This is a genomic window from Georgenia sp. X1117, from assembly GCF_057784635.1.
The window spans coordinates 52,434-71,159 of sequence record NZ_CM173492.1 but is presented as its reverse complement, the minus strand read 5'-3'; the positions used below and the strand labels follow the sequence as shown (position 1 = coordinate 71,159).

The 18,726-nt window shown below is 73.6% G+C and carries 17 protein-coding genes, 1 other RNA gene and 1 riboswitch; of the genes, 9 read left to right on the top strand and 9 right to left on the bottom strand.

The genetic code is table 11. The features are described from left to right. Positions 1-83: 83 nt before the first annotated feature. Positions 84-1,784, top strand: coding sequence for an NAD+ synthase (locus tag AC3D3D_RS00360; RefSeq protein ID WP_463661564.1), 1,701 nt, complete (start codon positions 84-86; stop codon positions 1,782-1,784). Then, positions 1,781-2,602, top strand: a complete 822-nt coding sequence (gene panB / locus AC3D3D_RS00355) for a 3-methyl-2-oxobutanoate hydroxymethyltransferase (RefSeq protein WP_463661565.1) — start codon at positions 1,781-1,783, stop codon at positions 2,600-2,602. The genes AC3D3D_RS00360 and panB overlap by 4 nt, the downstream gene beginning before the upstream one ends. Positions 2,603-2,628: 26 nt before the next feature. Here the strand turns inward: panB and AC3D3D_RS00350 are convergent, their stop codons facing one another. Further along, the gene (locus AC3D3D_RS00350) at positions 2,629-2,841 is read right to left on the bottom strand and encodes an SPOR domain-containing protein (RefSeq protein ID WP_463661566.1); all 213 of its coding nucleotides are present in this window, start codon (positions 2,839-2,841) and stop codon (positions 2,629-2,631) included. 51 nt (positions 2,842-2,892) lie between these two features. Here AC3D3D_RS00350 and map point away from each other — a divergent pair, with 51 nt between their 5' ends. The 3 genes from map (at position 2,893) to AC3D3D_RS00335 (ending at position 6,325) form a co-directional block, all read left to right on the top strand. Next, positions 2,893-3,765, top strand: coding sequence for a type I methionyl aminopeptidase (map, locus tag AC3D3D_RS00345; protein WP_463661567.1), 873 nt, complete (start codon positions 2,893-2,895; stop codon positions 3,763-3,765). 43 nt (positions 3,766-3,808) lie between these two features. Continuing rightward, positions 3,809-4,582, top strand: coding sequence for a polyphosphate--glucose phosphotransferase (gene ppgK / locus AC3D3D_RS00340; RefSeq protein ID WP_463661568.1), 774 nt, complete (start codon positions 3,809-3,811; stop codon positions 4,580-4,582). Positions 4,583-4,798: 216 nt separating this feature from the next. Next, positions 4,799-6,325 (top strand): hypothetical protein, encoded by a 1,527-nt coding sequence (locus tag AC3D3D_RS00335; RefSeq protein ID WP_463661569.1) that lies wholly within the window; start codon positions 4,799-4,801, stop codon positions 6,323-6,325. 18 nt (positions 6,326-6,343) lie between these two features. On the opposite strand, the gene rnpB is transcribed toward AC3D3D_RS00335, so the two are convergent. Beyond that, an RNA gene (rnpB, locus tag AC3D3D_RS00330) (RNase P RNA component class A) lies at positions 6,344-6,707 on the bottom strand. Positions 6,708-6,776: 69 nt separating this feature from the next. Here rnpB and AC3D3D_RS00325 point away from each other — a divergent pair. Continuing rightward, positions 6,777-7,619, top strand: coding sequence for a YaaA family protein (locus tag AC3D3D_RS00325; protein ID WP_463661570.1), 843 nt, complete (start codon positions 6,777-6,779; stop codon positions 7,617-7,619). A gap of 93 nt (positions 7,620-7,712) precedes the next feature. After that, positions 7,713-7,826: riboswitch (SAM riboswitch) on the top strand. Between the two features lie 15 nt (positions 7,827-7,841). Beyond that, complete coding sequence (locus AC3D3D_RS00320) at positions 7,842-8,252, top strand: hypothetical protein (RefSeq protein WP_463661571.1); 411 nt, start codon at positions 7,842-7,844, stop codon at positions 8,250-8,252. Positions 8,253-8,262: 10 nt separating this feature from the next. Here the strand turns inward: AC3D3D_RS00320 and AC3D3D_RS00315 are convergent, their stop codons facing one another. From AC3D3D_RS00315 to AC3D3D_RS00290, 6 genes are all read right to left on the bottom strand, one after another. Then, entirely contained in the window at positions 8,263-9,636 is a 1,374-nt protein-coding gene (locus tag AC3D3D_RS00315) for a histidine phosphatase family protein (RefSeq protein ID WP_463661572.1), read from the bottom strand. Continuing rightward, on the bottom strand, positions 9,633-10,373 hold the full coding sequence (locus tag AC3D3D_RS00310) for a zinc ribbon domain-containing protein (protein ID WP_463661573.1): 741 nt from the start codon (positions 10,371-10,373) through the stop codon (positions 9,633-9,635). Before AC3D3D_RS00310 ends, AC3D3D_RS00315 begins: the two co-directional genes overlap by 4 nt. A 1-nt stretch (position 10,374) precedes the next feature. Next, positions 10,375-11,610: a Nif3-like dinuclear metal center hexameric protein gene (locus tag AC3D3D_RS00305; protein ID WP_463661574.1), complete on the bottom strand. Its 1,236-nt coding sequence runs from the start codon at positions 11,608-11,610 to the stop codon at positions 10,375-10,377. A gap of 10 nt (positions 11,611-11,620) precedes the next feature. Next, positions 11,621-12,217: a thymidine kinase gene (locus AC3D3D_RS00300; protein WP_463661575.1), complete on the bottom strand. Its 597-nt coding sequence runs from the start codon at positions 12,215-12,217 to the stop codon at positions 11,621-11,623. Positions 12,218-12,227: 10 nt separating this feature from the next. After that, positions 12,228-14,363, bottom strand: coding sequence for an HNH endonuclease signature motif containing protein (locus AC3D3D_RS00295; protein ID WP_463661576.1), 2,136 nt, complete (start codon positions 14,361-14,363; stop codon positions 12,228-12,230). Between the two features lie 161 nt (positions 14,364-14,524). Then, positions 14,525-15,307 (bottom strand): TetR/AcrR family transcriptional regulator, encoded by a 783-nt coding sequence (locus AC3D3D_RS00290; protein ID WP_463661577.1) that lies wholly within the window; start codon positions 15,305-15,307, stop codon positions 14,525-14,527. A 300-nt stretch (positions 15,308-15,607) separates the two neighbouring features. Between AC3D3D_RS00290 and AC3D3D_RS00285 the strand changes: the two genes are divergently transcribed. After that, positions 15,608-16,147, top strand: coding sequence for a DUF4386 domain-containing protein (locus tag AC3D3D_RS00285; protein ID WP_463661578.1), 540 nt, complete (start codon positions 15,608-15,610; stop codon positions 16,145-16,147). 900 nt (positions 16,148-17,047) lie between these two features. Here the strand turns inward: AC3D3D_RS00285 and AC3D3D_RS00280 are convergent. Continuing rightward, on the bottom strand, positions 17,048-17,890 hold the full coding sequence (locus tag AC3D3D_RS00280; protein WP_463661579.1) for an IclR family transcriptional regulator: 843 nt from the start codon (positions 17,888-17,890) through the stop codon (positions 17,048-17,050). Between the two features lie 100 nt (positions 17,891-17,990). Between AC3D3D_RS00280 and AC3D3D_RS00275 the strand changes: the two genes are divergently transcribed. Beyond that, positions 17,991-18,692 carry a class II aldolase/adducin family protein gene (locus AC3D3D_RS00275; RefSeq protein WP_463661580.1) on the top strand — a complete coding sequence of 234 codons (702 nt, stop codon included), beginning with the start codon at positions 17,991-17,993 and terminating at the stop codon, positions 18,690-18,692. Positions 18,693-18,726 lie beyond the last annotated feature (34 nt).

Genomic DNA, 18,726 nt, shown 5'->3' with positions numbered 1-18,726 from the left:
GCGGTCCATTGTCACCCACGCGCGGGGGGCGGGGCACGCTCACGTCACGACCGCGACGTCGGGGCCCGACTACGCTGGTCGGCATGCCGCTCACGCTCGCGATCGCCCAGGTGGACCCGTGTGCGGGAGACCTGACCGGCAACGCCGCCCTGGTGCGCTCCGCCGTCGCCGAGGCGGCCGCCGACGGCGCGCGGGTGGTCCTCCTGCCCGAGATGGTGCTGCCGGGCTACCCGGTCGAGGACCTCGCCCTGCGCGCCTCCTTCCGGTCCGCGACGGCGGAGGCGCTCAGCCGCCTGGCCCGCGACCTGGCCGACGACGGGCTCGGCGGGGTCCACGTCGTCCTCGGGACGCTGGGCACCTCGGCGGCGGGCCGGCCGACGAACTGCGCGGCCGTCCTCGCCGGCGGCGAGGTGGTGGCCACCTACGTCAAGCACCACCTGCCCACCTACGGGGTCTTCGACGAGAGCCGGATCTTCGACGCCGGCAGCGAGCCCGTCGTGCTCGACGTCGAGGGGTACCGCCTGGGCCTGGCCATCTGCGAGGACATCTGGCGCGGCGGCGGGACCGTCGACGGGTACGGGGGTGCAGGGCTGGACGCGCTGCTCGTGCTCAACGGCTCCCCCTACGAGCACGGCAAGGGAGCGGTGCGGCAGCAGCTGGCGCGCGGCCTCGCCGGACGGCTCGGCTGCCCCGTCCTCTACGGCAACCTCGTCGGCGCGCAGGACGACCTCGTCTTCGACGGGCACTCCTTCGTCGTCGGCGCCGGCGGCGAGGTCGTGGCGCGGGCGCCCGGCTTCGAGGAGGCGAAGATCGTCGTCGAGCTGTCGGGCAGCGGCGATGCGCTCGGCGCGGCGGGAGGCGACAGCGCCACGCGCGAGGTACGTGCGCCGCAGGGGCAGGTCGTGCACGAGCAGGCCGACGACGTCGGGCAGATGTACGCCGCCTGCGTGTCCGGGCTGCGCGGCTACGCCCGCAAGAACGGCTTCCGCTCGGTGGTCCTCGGGCTCTCCGGCGGGATCGACTCGGCGCTGGTGGCCGCGATCGCCGCCGACGCGCTCGGCCCGGAGGCGGTGGTCGGCGTGTCGATGCCGTCGAGCTACTCCTCGGACCATTCGAAGGACGACGCCGCGGCCTCCGCGGAGGCGATCGGCCTCGACTACCGGGTCCGGCCCATCGCCCCGATGGTCGACGCGTTCCTCGCGAACGTCGAGCTCACGGGCGTGGCCGAGGAGAACCTCCAGGCGCGGGTGCGCGGCGTCATCCTCATGGGCCTGTCCAACATGGAGGGCCACCTCGTGCTGGCCACCGGCAACAAGTCCGAGCTCGCGGTGGGGTACTCGACGATCTACGGCGACGCCGTCGGCGGGTTCGCGCCGATCAAGGACGTGCCGAAGTCGGACGTGTGGGCGCTGGCCCGCCGGCGCAACGAGGCCGCGGTCGCCGCCGGGGAGCCCGTGCCGATCCCGTGGAACTCGATCGAGAAGCCGCCGTCGGCCGAGCTGCGGCCGGGCCAGCAGGACTCCGACTCCCTGCCGCCGTACGACGAGCTCGACCCGGTGCTGGAGGACTACGTCGTGCGGAACCTCGGCCGCGCCGAGCTGCTGGCCGCGGGGCACGCGCCCGGCGTGGTTGACCGGGTGCTCTCGCTCGTGGACCGTGCGGAGTGGAAGCGACGGCAGTACCCCCTGGGACCGAAGGTGACCGCGATGGCCTTCGGGCGCGACCGGCGGCTGCCCGTCACGTCACGCTGGCGTGAGCACGAGACGACCGAGGGAGAACGATGACCGCCGAGGGACGCACGCCGCGACGGATCCGGGTCCACCACCTGCGGCAGATGAAGGAGCGCGGCGAGCCGATCGCCATGCTCACCGCCTACGACGCCGTCACCGCCCGCATCCTCGACGACGCCGGTGCGGAGATCCTCCTGGTCGGGGACTCGATCGGCGACAACATGCTCGGCCACCCCACGACGATCCCGGTGACGGTCGACGAGATGGTCGTCGCCACGCGGTCCGTGGCGCGTTCCGTCAGCCGTGCGCTCGTCGTCGCGGACCTGCCCTTCGGCAGCTACGAGGTCTCTCCCGAGCAGGCGCTCACCACGAGCATCCGCATGCTCAAGGAGGGCGGCGCGCACGCCGTCAAGCTCGAGGGCGGCGCGCACCGGGCGGAGCACGTCCACCTCATCACGCAGGCCGGCATCCCGGTGGTGGCCCACGTCGGCTTCACGCCGCAGTCCGAGAACCTGCTCGGTGGCAAGCGCATCCAGGGCCGCGGCGAGGAGGGCGCCGAGCGGCTCGTCGCCGACGTCAAGGCCCTCGAGGAGGCCGGCGCGGTCGCCGTCGTGCTCGAGATGGTGCCGAGCCCGGTCGCCGCGCAGGCCTCCGCGGCCGTCGACATCCCCACCATCGGCATCGGCGCCGGGGCCGGCTGCGACGGCCAGGTGCTCGTGTGGATCGACATGGCCGGGATGACCGACTGGTCACCGAGCTTCGCCCGCCGCTTCGCCGAGCTCGGCGCGGAGCTGGGCCGCGCGGCCGGCGACTACGTGGCCGCGGTCAAGGACCGCAGCTTCCCCGGCCCGGAGCACACCTTCGACAGCTGAGCGGCGGGCTCCCCGGCAAGGGCGGGTCAGCGTCGTTCGTCGTCGTCCTCCTCCTCGCCCCAGGAGTCCCAGGCCTTCTCCTCCTCGTCGACCTGCTCGTTGCGCTCGGCGGCGATCGTCAGCGCGGCGGCAGCCTCCTCTGGGGTGGCGTAGGGCCCCATCCGGTCGGCAGCCGGTGACACGGGGCCCTCCTCGACGATCTTGGTGCGCAGGTTGAACCAGTACTCGCCGGTGCTCATGACGGTCTCCCTCGGCCTCGGTGGCGTCCACGGTCCGTAGACTCGGGCACCATGCTCGCCGATCGCGCCCCGCGGGGCACCCTGACCAAGGGCTCCGTCTCCCCCGTCCGCGAGGTCCCGGCCTCGATCGACCGCCCCGAGTACGTGGGCCGCACCGGTCCCGAGCGGGTGACCGCCGGTGAGGTCAAGGACGCCGACACGATCGGGCGCATCCGCGTCGCCTCCCGCATCGCCGCCCAGGCGCTCGAGCTGACGGCGGCCGCGGCGCGGCCCGGGGTGACGACCGAGGAGATCGACCGCATCGGCCACGAGTTCCTCGTGGAGCAGGGCGCCTACCCGTCCTCGCTGCACTACCAGGGCTTCCCCAAGTCGCTGTGCACGTCGGTCAACGAGGTCATCTGCCACGGCATCCCGGACTCCACCGTCCTCGACGACGGCGACATCCTCAACATCGACATCACCGCCTACATCGGCGGGGTGCACGGGGACGCCTCGGTCATGGTGCTCGTCGGCGACGTGGACGAGGAGTCCCGCCTGCTCGTCGAGCGCACGAAGGAGGCCATGCACCGCGGGATCAAGGCGGCGCGGCCGGGGCGCGCGGTCAACGTCATCGGCCGGGTCATCGAGTCCTACGCCCGGCGGTTCGAGTACGGGGTCGTGCGCGACTACACCGGGCACGGCGTCGGGGAGGCGTTCCACTCCGGCCTCATCATCCCGCACTACGACTCGGCGCCCGCCTTCGACGACGTCATCGTCCCGGGGATGGTCTTCACCGTCGAGCCGATGCTCACCCTCGGCGAGCCCGACGGCGAGCAGTGGGACGACGGCTGGACCGTGGTGACGAAGGACCGTTCGCGCAGCGCGCAGTGGGAGCACACCATCCTCATCACGGACGACGGTCCGGAGATCCTCACACTCGCCTAGGATCCCGGTCGAGCACTCCCGCGCAGACCGAAGGAATCCAACGATGGCCAGCTCCTCCACCCACACGATCGGCATCGACATCGGCGGTTCGGGGATCAAGGGCGCCCCGGTCGAGCTCGCCACCGGCGAGCTGACGACCGAGCGCCAGAAGATCCTCACCCCGCAGCCGTCGACGCCGACCGCCGTCATCGACGTCGTCGGTCAGCTCCTCGACCGCTTCGACGAGGACGACGACGTCCCGGTCGGCCTCACCTTTCCCGCCCCCGTCAGCCACGGTGGGCTGCCCTTCGTGGCGAACCTCGATCAGGGGTGGGTCGGGATGAACGTCGCCGACGCCGTGCGCGAGCAGCTCGGCCGCACGGTGATCGCGATGAACGACGCCGATGCCGCCGGCGTGGCCGAGGCCTTCTACGGGGCGGCCAAGGGCGTCGACGGCGTGGTGCTGCTGACCACGCTCGGCACCGGGATCGGGTCCGCGCTGCTGGTGGACGGCAAGCTCGTCCCCAACACCGAGCTGGGGCACCTGGAGATCGACGGACACGACGCCGAGTCGCGCGCCTCCTCGGCGGCGCGCGAGCGCGAGGACCTGTCGTACAAGAAGTGGGCGAAGCGCCTGCAGAAGTACTACACGGTGGTGGAGAAGTTGTTCTCCCCGGACCTCATCGTCGTCGGTGGCGGGGTGAGCCGGCAGCACGAGAAGTTCCTGCCTCTGATCGAGACCCGCGCGCCCATGGTGCCCGCGGTGCTGCGCAACAACGCCGGCATCGTCGGTGCCGCGCACCGGGCCGCCGAGCTGACGGGGACGCTCGCGGGCTGACGGTGCCCGTGGCGGGTTGACGAGGGCTCTCTCCGACCGGATCTCTTACGCGGCCGGCAGGGCGCCGAGGTCGCTGCGCAGCCCGGAGACGGGCAGGGGGACCACTCCCCTCTCGCCCTCCCCGGACCCCGGGAGCTCCGGCGTAACCTTGTCATCGCCCGGGGACGCACCCGGGCGCGTCGTCCCGAGCTCCCGGTCGAGAGAGAGGAGGACCGCGTGCCGCGGTTCAACCCTCCACCGGGCTGGGACGTGCCCGAGGGCTTCACGCCGCCGATCGGTTGGCGCCCGGACCCGCGCTGGGCGCCGATACCCGACGGCTGGCAGCTGTGGATCGTCGACCCGGTGTGCCCCTCGCCCGAGGAGCCGGACCATCTCGAGGCGACCCGACGCCGCAGCCTGCGCCGCACCTCTGGGGCCTCCCCCGAACCGGCCGAGACGCAGGCCTGGTCCCCGCAACGAGATCGTGCGCAGCGGGCCGACGCTCAGCAGGGCAGCGCGCTGCAGGGCGCCGGCCACCGGGGCGCCGACCACCAGGACACCGGCTCCGGTGACCTCAGCACGAGCCCCTGGAGCCCGACCGCGGCGCACGAGCAGCACCCGTCGACGCACGCCTGGTCCCCCGCCGTCCCCGTGACGGCGTCCTCGCCTGCACCACCGGGCGCGCACTCACCCAGCCCCGCACCACAGGGCGCGCACTCGCCCAGCCACGCACCACCGCACGCGTCGACGTACGCACCAGCGCCCGGCTACGCGTACGGGGCGCCCTCACCCACGGCCACGGCAGGCAGCCCCGCCCACGCCCCGTCCGGGATGTCCGCCGCTGCTCCGGCCACCGCCTGGTCCCCCGCGGTCTCGGCCTCCTCGCCCCACGTGCACCAGGCGTACCACCCGACCTCGGCGCCTCAGACGGACCCCGGCCCCTGGTACACCCGCCCGGCACCGACCGCCGTGGCGGCGTCGTCGTGCGTGGCCCTCGTCGCCGTCGCGGTGTGGGCGTTCGTGCTGCGGGAACCGCCCGTCGACCCGGAGACCGAGGGCCCGGGCAAGTTCGACGTCGAGCCGCCGCCGGGACCCGGGGGTGAGCCGCAGGGCGGCGACCAGCAGGCCGGGGGCTCCGAGGAGGGGCCGACCGGGCCCGGTGACCTGCCCGAGGAGGGCCCCTCGGAGGGCACCGACGCCGTCGAGGACCTCGCCGGGCTCGGCCCCCTGGACACCTTCCCCGCGGGGGTCGACACCGCCGCGCACACCGGCCCCGACGGCACGCCGACGAACACCGAGCCGCTCGGCACCGAGGCGGACCTCGAGCTGGTCAACACCGACACCTTCGGTCGGCGCTCGATCATGCAGTGGACGATGGACGACAGCGGCGACGGGGTCGAGATCCAGCTCGTCGGGGAGACCGAGTGGGACGCCACCGAGGCGGTGCTCGCCGAGAACCCGGGCAACCCGCCCCCGCCCGAGGGGTACGTGTACGTCACCCAGCGTGTGCGGGTCTCGACGACGAGCAGCGAGCCGTTCCAGCCGTTCGCCTCGACCCTGGTCTACTGGCTCACGGATTCCGGCGACGTGTATGGGGCGACGTCCGCCCTCGCGCCCGACGACCTGTTCAACACCGCCCCGATCTCGGCCGGGCAGGAGGCCGAGGGCAACCTCATCCTGTGCCTGCCGGAGGACGTCATCGACGGCGGGCACTGGGTGGTCGCCGTCAACCACTCCTCCAACGGTTACGTGCTCGCCCCCTGACGCAGGGACCCTGCGGGGCGGAAGAGTCGGCCTGTACGCCGGGTTCTGTCCCGACGGCCGAGCCGTCGGTGGCGACCATCCATCTACGACGTGCGTTGCCGCACGCCTCCAGCGACCTACCCGCAGGCATCGGACGGGCCGCCCTCGAACGCCTGCTGTCTGGTCTTGCTCCAGGTGGGGTTTGCCGAGCCGCCACGGTCACCCGCGGCGCTGGTGGGCTCTTACCCCACCGTTTCACCCTTACCCCTTGCGGGGCGGTCTGTTCTCTGTGGCACTGTCCCGCGGGTCACCCCGGGTGGGCGTTACCCACCACCTTGCCCTGCGGAGCCCGGACGTTCCTCGGCACCCGGTGACCGGGTGACGCGGCCGCCCGGCCGACTCTTCCGCAGCGCACCAGTCTACCGGGCGGACAGCACCCGTGGAGCGTGACCTCGGCGGCTACCCTCCCGTGGTGCTCGTGCTGCTCCCTCCCTCCGAAGGCAAGACCGCACCGACCTCCGGAGACCCCCTGGACCTGGGCTCCCTCTCGCTCCCGACGCTGACCGATGTCCGGCGTCGGGTGCTGACCTCGTTGGTCGGGCTGAGCGGCCGCCCCGACGCCCTCGAGGTGCTGCGCGCCCCGGCCGGCGCGGCTGCCGAGGTCGCCGCTCAGCGCGAGCTCTTCTCGCTGCCCGCGGGCCGGGCGGACCAGGTGTTCACCGGTGTCCTGTTCGACCGTGCGGGCCTCGCCGAGCTCGAGGGGCCGGCGCACGAGCGGGCCGAGCGTGACGTCCTCATCATGTCCGGTGCCTTCGGCGCGCTCTCCCCCGCCGACCGCATCCCGGCCTACCGGCTCGGCCCGTCGGCCACCCTGCCCGACGTCGGCGCGCTGCCCCCGCTGTGGCGCGGGGCGCTGGCGGACGCGATGGACGCGCGGGTCGACGGCGAGCTCGTCGTCGACGGCCGTTCGGGCGGGTACCGCTCGCTGTGGAAGGTGCCCCCGACGGCGGAGCGCGTGGAGGTCGGCGCGGTCACCGTCCGTGGCACGACCCGGTCGGTGGTCTCCCACGACGCCAAGTACTTCCGCGGACTCCTCGTCGGGCACCTGCTCCGGCGCACGGGGGCGGCGCCGGACGACGCGGACTCGCTGCGGACCGCGGCGGGCGAGCTGGTCGGGACGGTACGCGAGGCTGCTGCGGCGCCGCGCAAGGGTGTCGAGCGCACCACCTGGACGCTGAGCGACGTCGAGCTGGCGCCGCCGGCGCGCGCGGGTGCGGCGCACGCGCTCACCCTGGTGCTGGTGCAGCGGCCGTAGGTCCGGGCCGGCCTACGGCCGCTGGTGGTCCAGCTGCCGTAGGGCCGTGCCGGTCGGCGTCGATGTCGGAGGTTGCCCGTAGCCTTATCGGTGGATCACGAAGCGCGACCAGAAGCCCTCCGGCCGGTCGCCTGGCAACCGCGCCTCGCGCACGGTGCCCCCGGAGGAAGATCCGCCCGCGGCGGAGCGTCGCGGGAAGTCGCGAACATCCAGGAGCCCCTCATGAGCGAGCACGCCTCGGCCACCGACACGCGGTGCGGCCTGTACCGCGCCGGCCACCAGCCCCATCACATCCAGGCCAGGCTGGCCGCGACGACGACCGGCACGGACGTCCGGCTGGTCTCCTACAGCGCCGTGGCACGGGACCGCCTCCCGACGCCGGCAGGCGGGCCGGTCGGACCGGGCCCGCTGGAGCTGCGGGTGCTCGTCGGGGACGCCCCCGAGGTCTGGTGGCTCCACGACGACGAGCGCACGCGCAGCCGCCTCGAGCAGTGGGCGCGCCGCGGCGCCACCCTGTACGGGTACGGGTTGCTCAGCGTCAATCCCGAGGTGGACGACGACCCGGCACGTCCGGCGATGCACCCGTGCCGGGATCCGGAGCAGTGGGTGCCGTGCCGTTCGGGCCGGCGGTGAGGGTCACGGGTCAGCCGGCGGCGCCGACCCCCTCCGAGGGCGCACCGACGTAGTTGACCTGGCCCTCGAAGCGGCCCTGGGCGTCGACGCCGCTCACGCCGAGCATCGTCACCGAGCCGGGCCGCACGCGGACGCGGCCCCAGGCGCCCGGCTCGATGCCGGCGACGAGTGCCACGGCGGTCCGCACGACGACGGCGTGCGCGACGAGCACCACCGTGCGGCGCTCGGAGCCCATGACCTCCCGGAGCACCTGAGCGACGCGGGCCGCGACCTGGCGGTGCGACTCACCGCCGGGCGCGGCGACGTCGACGTCGCGGTACCACCGCTGCCAGCCGCCCTCCCAGCCGGCGTCGATCTCGGCGCCGGTCAGTCCGTGCCACTCGCCGAGCTCGATCTCCCGGAGGCGGTCGTCGAGGATCGGCTCGGCGCGCAGGCCGGACGTCCGTGCGAGCTCCTCCGCGCTCTGGCGGGTGCGGATGATCGGCGAGACGCGCAGCTCGGCCTGCCCGAGGTCGGCGACGTCCCCCTCGACCAGCCGCGACAGGAGCGTCCCGGCGTTCGCCGCCTGCCGTCGACCGAGCTCGGTGAGGTCCGGGCCGGGCGTGTCCGAACCGCACTCGCGGCTCTGGAGGGTCCACTCGGTGACGCCGTGCCGGACGAGGTACACGCGCGTGGCGTCGCCGGTCCGCGGGCGGGCGGCCGGTGCGCTGTCGTCCGGTGTGCTGTCGTTCGGCGTCGGGCGCGCGCCCGACGTCGTGGCACCCGGCTCGTCGCGCGGTGCCGGCTCGGCGACGTCGAAGAGCGCCGGCGGCGCGTCTGCGCGTGCTGCTGAGGCGTCGGCCGGGTCGTCGGACGAGCCGGCGTCGGATGGGCCGTCGGCGCCCGGGTCACCCGGCCCTGGCCAGACGTCGTCGGACTCCGAGCCGAGCTCGGCGGCCTCGGCGAGGCTGGTGAGCCACTCGTCGGTGGCGGAGTCGGCGCGCGAGTCCATGGCCTTGTTGGCCAGGGCGTCGGCATCGGCGTTCTTCGCGCGCGGGATCCAGGTGTAGGTCACGCGGTGCGTGGGAAAGGCGTCGCGGGCCTCGAGGGCGAGCCGGCGCATGTCCTCGTGCTTGATCTTCCAGCGGCCCGACATCTGCTCGACGACGAGCTTGGAGTCGGCGCGCACCTCGACCTGGGCCTCGGGCTCGATCCGTGCGGCGGCGCGCAGCCCCTCGACCAGGGCGGTGTACTCGGCGACGTTGTTCGTCGTCTCCCCCAGGTATCCGCTGCGGGTGGCGAGACGTTCGCCTGTATCGGCGTCGGTGACGACGCTGCCGTAGCCGGCGGGGCCGGGGTTGCCGCGGGCGCCGCCGTCGGTGTGGATGACCAGCCGGCGGCTCATCGACGGTCCCCCGTCCGCACGAGGATGAACCCGTGGTCCTCGCTGACGAGGATCTCGTCCTCGGCCGCGGTGTCGATCCGGGACTGCTCGGCCAGCGTGAAGTCGACGGCGACACCCTCGGCCCGGTGGCCGCGCACCGCGACGGCCCCGAGTCCTCCGGTCTGGCGGCGGGCGGCCTCGTACTCGTCGAGGAGCGCGGCGGGCAGCGTCGCGGCGAGCTCGTCGCGCTCGGCGGTGCGCGCCTCGAGGTCGGCGTCGATCCGGGTGAAGGCGGCGTCCCGCTCGGCGCCCAGGCTCTCCAGGTCGGTGGCCACCGAGGCGGACTGGGCCTGGAGCGCGCTCACGCGCTCGTCGGCCTGCTCGGCGTTCTCCATCGCCTCGAGCTCGGTCTCCTCCAGGGCGGCCTGGCGACCGGCCAGGTGCTCGATCTCCTCCTGCAGAGCGAGGAGCTCGCGCGAGAGTCCCTCGCCGGAGTCGAGGCGCTCCTGGTTGCGCGCCGCACGAGAGCGGACCTGCTCGACGTCGGCCTCCGCCTTCGTCAGGGCTCGGCGGGCGTCGCCGGCGGCGGAGGTGGCCAGGACCAGCTCGTCGCGCAGGTCGTCCGCCCGGCCGCTGAGCTCGGCGATCTGGGCGAGGACGGGCAGCGACCGGCGCTCGTGGCCGAGCCGCGCGATCGCGGTGTCGAGGTCCTGGAGGTCGAGCAGCCGGAGCTGGTCGACGAGTGGTGCGGTAGGCACGTCAGTTCCCTTCGGGTGGGGCGGTCGGGGCGGCGGCGTGCACACGCGCGGCCCACGGGTCGGTGACGAGGTCGGAGACCGTGACGTCGAGAGCGGTGCCCGAGGTCGGGTCGAGGCGTACGGCGTCCTCGCGCAGCACGCGGGCGGCGACGTCGAGCCAGGGGCGTTCGGTCGCCCAGTGCGTGGCGCTCACCAGTGCGGGCGTCCCGCCGGCAAGGTGCTCGGAGGCGGGGTGGTGGCGCAGATCGGCGGTGAGGTAGACGTCGGCGCCGGCGCGGCGCGCGTCGGCGAGGAAGGCGTCGCCCGAGCCGCCGGAGACGGCGACGGTGCGCACCGTGGCCGCGAGGTCACCGCCGACGGTGAGGCCCGCAGGCGTGCGCGGGAGGCGGTCGGCGGCGAGGCGGGCGAAGTCCTCCAGGCTGAGGGGCGCGGGCAGCTCGCCGACGCGGCCGTGCCCGGTCGAGGGATGCACGGACGGGGTCGCGGACTGCGCGGGCTCGGAATGGCGCAGCAGGGCGTAGGAGGGCTCCTCGTAGGGGTGGGCGGCTCGCAGGGCCGCGAGGACCGCCTGCTCGGTGCCGGCGGGGACGAGGATCTCGAGCCGGTCCTCGTCGACGACCTCGGTGGTCCCCACCGCTCCGATCGTGGGGTGGGCGCCGTCGAGGGGGCGGAACGTCCCGGTGCCCGGTGAGGTGAAGGCGGCCCGCTCGTAGTCGCCCTGCCGCCCGGCGCCGGCGGCCGCGAGGGCGTCGAGCACGGCGGTGGTGGCGGTGCGCGGGACGTGGATCACCAGGGTGGCCGGCGCGTTCTTGCTGGTAGCAGCGTCGGCGGTGGTGGCTGCGTCGGCGGTGGGCACGAGCGGGCGCTGGTGGATCAGGCCGAGGAGGTCGGCGAGGGCGTGCGAGACGCCGTCGACGGCGATGTCGGCGTTGGTGTGCGAGGTGAGCAGGGCGCAGCCGCCGGTGACGAGGCGGTGGATCAGCCTTCCCTTGGGGTCGGTGGCCGCGACGGTGGTCGTGCCCCGGAGGTAGAGGGGGTGGTGGACCCAGAGCAGGTCGGCGCCGAGGGCAAGTGCCTCGTCGACGACCTCCTCCGTCGGGTCGACGGCGAGGTGGACGCGGCGGACGTGCGCGGCGGGGTCGCCCGCCACCAGTCCGACCGCGTCCCAGGACTCGGCCGTGCCCGGCGGGTAGCGCCGGTGGACCGCGTCGATGAGGTCGGCGAGGGGCAACGGCATGCCCGCGAGCCTACTCGGGCGCCTCGGGGGTGAAGTGCCGGCGGCACAGCGCCACGTAGGACTCGGTACCGCCGACGTGGGCCGGTGAGCCGACGAGGGCGTCGGTCCTGGCGTAACCGGCGGGCGGTGCCGGGCGGCGCTGGTGGAAGACGGCGTCCGCACCGCAGACGGAGCACACGGCGGTCAGGCGGGTGACCTCCTCGGCGAGCGCCATGAGGGTGGGCACCGGCTCGAAGGGACGGCCGTCGAAGGTGACGCTGAGGCCCGCCACGACGACGCTCGTCCCACGCCGCAGCACGGCCTCCAGCGCGGGAACCAACGCCGGGCCGAAGAACTGCGCCTCGTCGACGGCGAGGAGGTCAGGGGAGCTCTCGCCGACGGCGTCGAGCAGCGCGGCGGGGTCGCTCGCCGAGATCGACCCGATCGACAGGCCGTCGTGGGACGTCACCGATGCTGCGCTGTGCCGGACGTCGAGAGCGTGGTTGACCACCACCACGTCCAGTCCGGCGAGCCGGGCCCGCCGCACACGACGCATGAGCTCCTCGGACTTGCCGGCGAACATGGGGCCGGCCACCACCTGCAGCCGCCCGTAGGAGTTGTCCCGCACGCGCGCCAGCCTAGGTGGGTTCGCCGAGGGCACCCGACGCAGGGCTGCCGGCGTCGTCGGACCCGCCGGGCTCGCCGAGGGCACCCGACGCAGGGCTGCCGGGATCGCCGAACCCGCCAGGGTCCACGCTTCTCCCGGAGGCATCACTTCCCCTGGGTCCACCGTGTCCTCCGGGGTCGCCGGAACTGCCCGCCATCTCGGAGGTGGCGGGGCTGTCGGGTGGTCGCCCCGGTGGTGGTTCGAACTCCCGCGCGGATCCGCTGCCGTCGGTACCGATGTGCTGGCCGGTCTCGGCGAAGAACTCCCACTGCCCTCGCCGCCGGAGGATGGTGATGCCACGGGCGTGCACGAGGTCGTGGTGGTGCCAGCACAGCAGGATGCCGTGCTCGACGTCCGTCGGACCCTGGTCCCGGTACCACTGCAGCGAATGGTGGATCTCGCCGAACTGCGGCGGCTCGTCACACACCGGGTACTGGCAGTGCCGGTCCCGCGCATGGATCGCGCGCGCCATGTGTGCGGGGTAGATCCGCTGCTCGCGTCCGGCGTCGAGCACCGTGGAATCGGGACCGAACACCACCCGGGCGAGCATCGAGCTGCAGGCGAGGCGCGACAGGAGCGCGGGGGCGAGCGGCCGCCCGTCCGCGAACGTCGCCGGCTCCACCCCCACGAGCAACTCGGGGTCGAGCGTCGTGGAGATGACGTGGTCGTCACCCCGGCTCCAGGTAGGTGAGGACGCCTCGGGGCGCAGATGGTCGGTGCCGACCGTCCTGTCTGTCCCGTCCACCGGACCAGGGACCCCGGCGCGCAACCCAAAGGCGGCACCGGTCGAAGCTCCGCCGACAACACCGGCACCAGCACCGGCCCCGGCATCGAGAGGACTCGAGGCGTACCGGTCGCGCTCCGGGGACCGCGGTCCGCCGGGCGCAGTCAGCGTCGATCGCGGGGTGAGCGGCGGGACCGGGGCGGCGAACTGCCGCACCTCTCCGGGCCGCATGTTCGTGGGGTCGGTGTTGACCGGGCCGCCATTGATGTCGAGCCGGGCGGCAGCGCGCTCGTGGTCAGGGTGCGGCACCACCGAACCGGTCGCATCCGCCAGTGCCTGCAACGTCTCGTACGACACCGTGACCGAGAGGTGGGGACGAACACGCGCCGATCCGCCCTGCAGGCCCGAGTCGAGCGACTGGTGGGCGAGCGAGACCAGGGCGGCTGCGCGCCGTTGTGCCGGTGTCCGGCGGTCGTCGGCGCCCTTGCGTCCCATGTGGGCGTCGAGCGCCGCGTTGACGACAAGACCAGAGGCCTCGTCGAGCCAGCCGGCGACGTGACAGCCGTCGGTGGTCATGGCCACCGTGAGCTCCTCGGCCTCGTCCGCCTCACGCCAGGCACGGTTCGCACCGTCGGGGTCGGCCCGGACCGCCCAGGCCGCAACGACCTTCCGGAAGTCGTCGGCGTGCATCTCGCGCGCCTTCTCGACGAGGAACCGCTCACCCATCTCCTCGTCCCGGAGCTGCATGCGCAGTCGCTCGGTAGAACAGGCCTTACGCACCAGCAGACCGACGTGCTCGGTCGAGATCTCTCCCGCGGCGAGCGCCTCCCCGGTGAGCGGCAGGTCGTGGCGCATCGCCCTCGACCACCGGAGGTCACGTCCGGCGGCATCGAGCGTCGTCGAGGTCCGGTCGCGCACCCACGTGCGCAGCGTCCGTTGCCCGGTGAGCGCCCAGGACCCGTCCCCCTCGATGCTGGTGAGCACCGTGGCGCGGGCGGCGGCGACGCGGCGCGCCACGTTGTCGAGGGCGTCGAGAGCCTCGTGCGCGGCGTTCCCGGCGAGGGAGAACCAGTCCGCGTCCTCGAGCGCCGCCGCGGATCCCAGCAGTGCCGCCAGCCCTTCAGTGAGGTCAGCTCCGTCGAGGCGCGCGGCCTCGTCGTCGAGTGCCTCGTCGCCGCTCTTGCCCGCGTCTCCGGCTCGATCAGCCGCCGCATGCGGGTCGGCCGGAGGTTCGCCGTCGGAATCCACGAGCCCGTCCGGAGCACCGGCACTCTCGGGCACGGTGGCGTGCTCAGCCTGCGAGCGCAGCCACTCCTCGATCAGGGACGAGAGCCAGGTCTCCAGGACCGAGGACTCGCCCTCGACGCCGATGCCCGTCGTCACTGTCCCCACCCCCGTCGATGCCGTCTTGATCGATCATACTCGAACACCCGTTCGACCACAAGGGGTGTGGACGACCTTCAGCGACAGCACGGATGGCTGAAGGGATTCACGGAGAGTCATGGAGAAGAGCGGATCGGCACCCAGGGCACCAACCCGGCACCTCACTCCCTCACGGGCTCCGCCGCACGTTCCCCGGCGCACCCCGCCGAGCTCCAGCCCGCGAGGTGCATCCGCTCGACGCCATCGAGGATGAGGTCCAGGGCCAGCTCGAACTCGAACTGGTCGTCGCACCCGACGGCGGTCCGCGCGTCATGGGCGGCCGCCGCCGAGATCGCCATGATGTGCGGGAACCGCTCGGTCGCGGACGCGAGGAAGGCCTCGCGCTCCTCGGGGTCGTCGGGGATCTTCGGCGTCGGGAAGACCTCCTGGGTGAACCCCCACATCCGGCTGCCGACGACGTGCATCGCGTGATGCACGAGGTCGGCCGACAGTCCGCCATCAAGCAGGTCGCCCATGAGGGCGTCCATATGCGCGAGCACCGTCGGCGAGGCGCTCGACCGCGACTCGATGACCTGGGGCGCCCACGGGTGATCGAGCAGCGCCGCCCGCGCGGCCAGCACGCGGGCACGGAACCGCGCCCGCCAGTCGGCACGCCCCTCCCCCTCGCTCGACGTCGCGCCCCTACCGGTTCGCGGCGACGACCCCGTCGCCTCGCCCTCAGCACCAACTTCACCCGCACGACCCGACGCCCCGATGCCCTCGACGAGCCGGTCGATCATGGCGTCGAGCAGGTCCTCCTTGCCGGCGACGTGCTTGTAGATGGCCATCGGCGTCACGCCAAGGTCCGGGGCGAGCGAGCGCATGCTCAGCGAGTCGACCCCCTCGACGTCGGCATGCGCGACGGCAGCATCGACGACACGGTCACGGGTCAGCGGCACACGCACCTCGCCCCCTCCTCTCGCACGGGTTCCCGATTGACGGGTCTACACCGTACACCTAGGCTGCGAGCACCGGGTGTACGCCGTACACCCACTCCCGGGAGAAGCCCATGCCCCCGCACCGTCGCACCGTGCTCCTCGCAGGTTCCCTCTACCTGCTGACGTTCGTCGCCTCCATCCCCGCCGTCGCCCTCAAGGCAGCCGCCCTCGCGCCGGAGTTCGTCGCCGGTGCCGGCTCGGCCGCCCTCCCCCTGTGGGGCGCCGTCTCGGAGATCGTCCTCGCCGCCGCCTGCATCGGCACCGCGGGTGGTCCTCCTGCCGGTGGTCCGCCGCCAGAGCGAGACCGCCGCGCTCGGGTTCCTCGCCGCCCGCGTCATCGAGGCGGCCCTCATCCTCGTCGGCGTGCTCAGCCTGCTGTCGATCGTCACCCTCCGCGGGACGGACGGTCTCGAGCCGGGAGCTGTCGCCGGGGCCCACACCACGCTCGTGGCGATGCACGACTGGGCGTTCCGCGTCGGACCCGGACTCATCCCGGCGGTCAACGCCCTGTGCCTCGGCTCCGCGCTGTACGCCTCCGGGCTCGTCCCGCGCATCATCCCCACGCTCGGGCGGGTCGGCGCTCCCCACCTGCTCGCCTCGGCGGTCGCGACCATCGCCGGTGTCGGCGACCAGATCTCCGTCCTTGCGGGAGTGGCTGCCCTACCGATCGCCGCCTGGGAGGGGTCGCCCGGTGTCTGGCTCGTCGTCCGTGGTTTCCGGCCCGACGCCGTCGCCCGCCTCGACCTGGCCGCTCACCAGCCGCCCGCGGCCGCCGTCCAGGAGGCGGACGTGGTCGGTGCGGCGTGAGCGCACCGTGAGGCCGAGCCCGTCCAGCGTGCGCCGCACCGGCACGTTGCCGACGGCGACGCTCGCCGTCACGAGCGGCACACCCGCCGCCGCGGTCGCCGAGATCATCGCGGAGGCGAGCGCCCGACCGACGCCTCGGCGCCGCGCCGACGGGACCACCCCCAGGTAGCCCAGGGACCAGTCGGTGTCGAAGCCCTCGGTCGCCGCCACGCCGTCGAGCCCTCGCTCGCCCCGATGGCCGAACCACGGGACAGTCACCCTGCTGCCGCCGACCAGCATGTCCCGGTAGGCGGCAGCCGCGGCGAGAGCGCCGAGGACGGCGACCTGCTCACGGTCGTAGTCGTCGAGGCTGTCCGCCATGGCCTGGGCGATGACATCCAGCACCGCCGGGTCCTGCGGGTCGACCTCGACCACGCGCGGGTCACGCGGACCGGCGCTCGGCACCGTGCCGAGCTCGAGCCGCTCGGAGTCGACCTCCCAGCCTGCGGCCACCAGGCCGGCGTGCTTGGCCTCGGCGGCGGGCTCCAGCTCCTCGACGACGGTCGTGTGCACCCGACCCGCCCCCTCGGCGGAGGCGAGACCGGCGATGCCGTCGAGCAGGAGCCGGTAGACCTCGGAAGGATCCGTGCGGTCGGGGTCCACGCGGAACGCCTGCGCGAGCCGGGTGCCGTCCTCGAGCGTCATGAGGCAGGCGCGACCGGCGTCCGTGGCGTTGCTGCGCTCCTCGGCGCTCCCGTCGTCCGACGTCCCCTCGTCGGCGACCACCAGCAGATGCTCCCGGCGGACCCGGCCCGCCGCGATCAGCGCGCCGATGCGCTCGAGATCGGCGTCCGGGTCGCCGTCGAGACGGCTGAACCGTTCGGGCGACGCCGACTGCAGGACCAGGGTCATCCCCGGAACCTAGGAGCCCCCGTCGCCCGGGGCAACGACAGTGTCGACCGAGCCGAGCGCGCGCCGGAGGCTCACGCACTCGTCGGCGAGCACCTCGGCAAGGTCGGCCACCCGCTCGGGTGGCATCCGCGTGCTCGGACCGGAGATCGACAGCCCGACGCGTTCCGCCGACCCACCGACGGCGACCGCCACCGAGGTCACGCCCTCCTCGACGTCGCCGTGGTTCTCCGCCCAGCCCCGCTCGCGGACCTCCGCGAGCAGCCCGTCGAGCTCCGCGCGCGAGTACCGTCCGCCTCGCTCCAGCACCGGGAGCTGGTGCCCGGGGTACATCGCGTCGAGATCCTCCCCGTCGAGACCGGACAGCAGCGCCCGTCCCAGGGAGGTGCCGTGCGCGGGTTGCCGGATGCCCACCCTCGTGGTCACGCGCAGCACGGCGGGCGAGTCGATCGCATCGGTGTAGAGGATGTCTGAACCGATGAGCGAACCGACGTGGACCGTCTCACCGCAGCGGGACGCGATCGTCGTCATGGCGGTCCGGATCGGCTCGGGCGTCTCCCGGCCGAGAACGGTGCCACGCGCGAGCGCGGCGAGCGCCGGCCCCTGCGCGTAGCGCCGGTCGGACCGGTGCACGGCATATCCGTGGAAGACGAGCATCGACAGGAGGCGGTGGGCGGTCGAGGCTCCGACGCCCAGCGACTCACGGAGCTCGGCGACGGACACCGACCCCGACGCGGCAAGCAGCTCGAGCGCCCGGAGAGTGCGCGTGGCGGCGGCGACGGGGTACGCAGGGACGTGGTGCGCCTCGCCGTGGTGCTCTCCACGAGGCATCTCGCCGCTCCCGCCGTCGACCATGCTGCAGATTCTGCCAGGAAGAACGTGCTCCTTGGCCGCGCGCCGGTGCCGGTCCTAGCGTCCCCACCACACGACGACGTGGATCCACCGAAGGAGCACCATGCACAGCACGATCACCGAGGACGAGCTGCGGGAACAGGTCGCTCTCGCCAACCGGATCCTCGTCCAGCAGACCGTCCTCGACGCGTTCGGCCACGTCTCGGCACGTCTGACAGACAGCACGTTCCTCCTCGCCCGCAACCTGGCGCCCGGCCGGGTCACCGCGGACGACCTGCAGGTCCACCACCTCGACGGCACGATCGACGACGACCGGCCCCCGTACCTCGAGAGCCACATCCACGCCGAGATCTATCGCGCCAGACCGGACGTGACCGCGGTGGTGCACTCGCACTCGTCGTCGATCCTGCCGTTCGGTCTCACCGGCGTGCCGTTCACCCCCGTCATGCACATGGCCGGGTTCCTCGGCACCGAGGTCCCGGTGTACGACCAGCGCTCCGCGATCGCCGACGGGACCGATCTCCTCGTCACCGACCGCGAGCGGGGCAGCGCCCTTGCAGCCGCGCTCGGGGACCGATCACTCGTCCTCATGCGTGGGCATGGCTCGACGGCGGTCGGCACCTCGGTTCCCGAGGTCACCTTCCGCGCCGTGTACGCCGAGATCAACGCCTCCGTGCTGCTCGCCTCGTTGCCGCTCGGCACGCCCATCTCGCTCACCGAGGCCGAGGCCGCCACCGCGACCACGTCCATCGGCGGGCAGGCCCGCCGGGCGTGGGACGTGTGGTCCGCGCAGGTCACGACCTGATCGCGCGCTGCGCGCGAACTTCCGCCCATCCCTC

Bases quoted from the DNA above. Each gene is read 5' to 3' on its own strand.
- AC3D3D_RS00350 (WP_463661566.1), bottom strand. From the start codon at position 2,841: ATGAGCACCGGCGAGTACTGGTTCAACCTGCGCACCAAGATCGTCGAG.
- AC3D3D_RS00280 (WP_463661579.1), bottom strand. From the start codon at position 17,890: ATGGTCGACGGCGGGAGCGGCGAGATGCCTCGTGGAGAGCACCACGGC.
- AC3D3D_RS00275 (WP_463661580.1), top strand. From the start codon at position 17,991: ATGCACAGCACGATCACCGAGGACGAGCTGCGGGAACAGGTCGCTCTC.
- AC3D3D_RS00320 (WP_463661571.1), top strand. From the start codon at position 7,842: ATGAGCGAGCACGCCTCGGCCACCGACACGCGGTGCGGCCTGTACCGC.
- ppgK (WP_463661568.1), top strand. From the start codon at position 3,809: ATGGCCAGCTCCTCCACCCACACGATCGGCATCGACATCGGCGGTTCG.
- panB (WP_463661565.1), top strand. From the start codon at position 1,781: ATGACCGCCGAGGGACGCACGCCGCGACGGATCCGGGTCCACCACCTG.
- map (WP_463661567.1), top strand. From the start codon at position 2,893: ATGCTCGCCGATCGCGCCCCGCGGGGCACCCTGACCAAGGGCTCCGTC.
- AC3D3D_RS00315 (WP_463661572.1), bottom strand. From the start codon at position 9,636: ATGAGCCGCCGGCTGGTCATCCACACCGACGGCGGCGCCCGCGGCAAC.
- AC3D3D_RS00305 (WP_463661574.1), bottom strand. From the start codon at position 11,610: ATGCCGTTGCCCCTCGCCGACCTCATCGACGCGGTCCACCGGCGCTAC.
- AC3D3D_RS00360 (WP_463661564.1), top strand. From the start codon at position 84: ATGCCGCTCACGCTCGCGATCGCCCAGGTGGACCCGTGTGCGGGAGAC.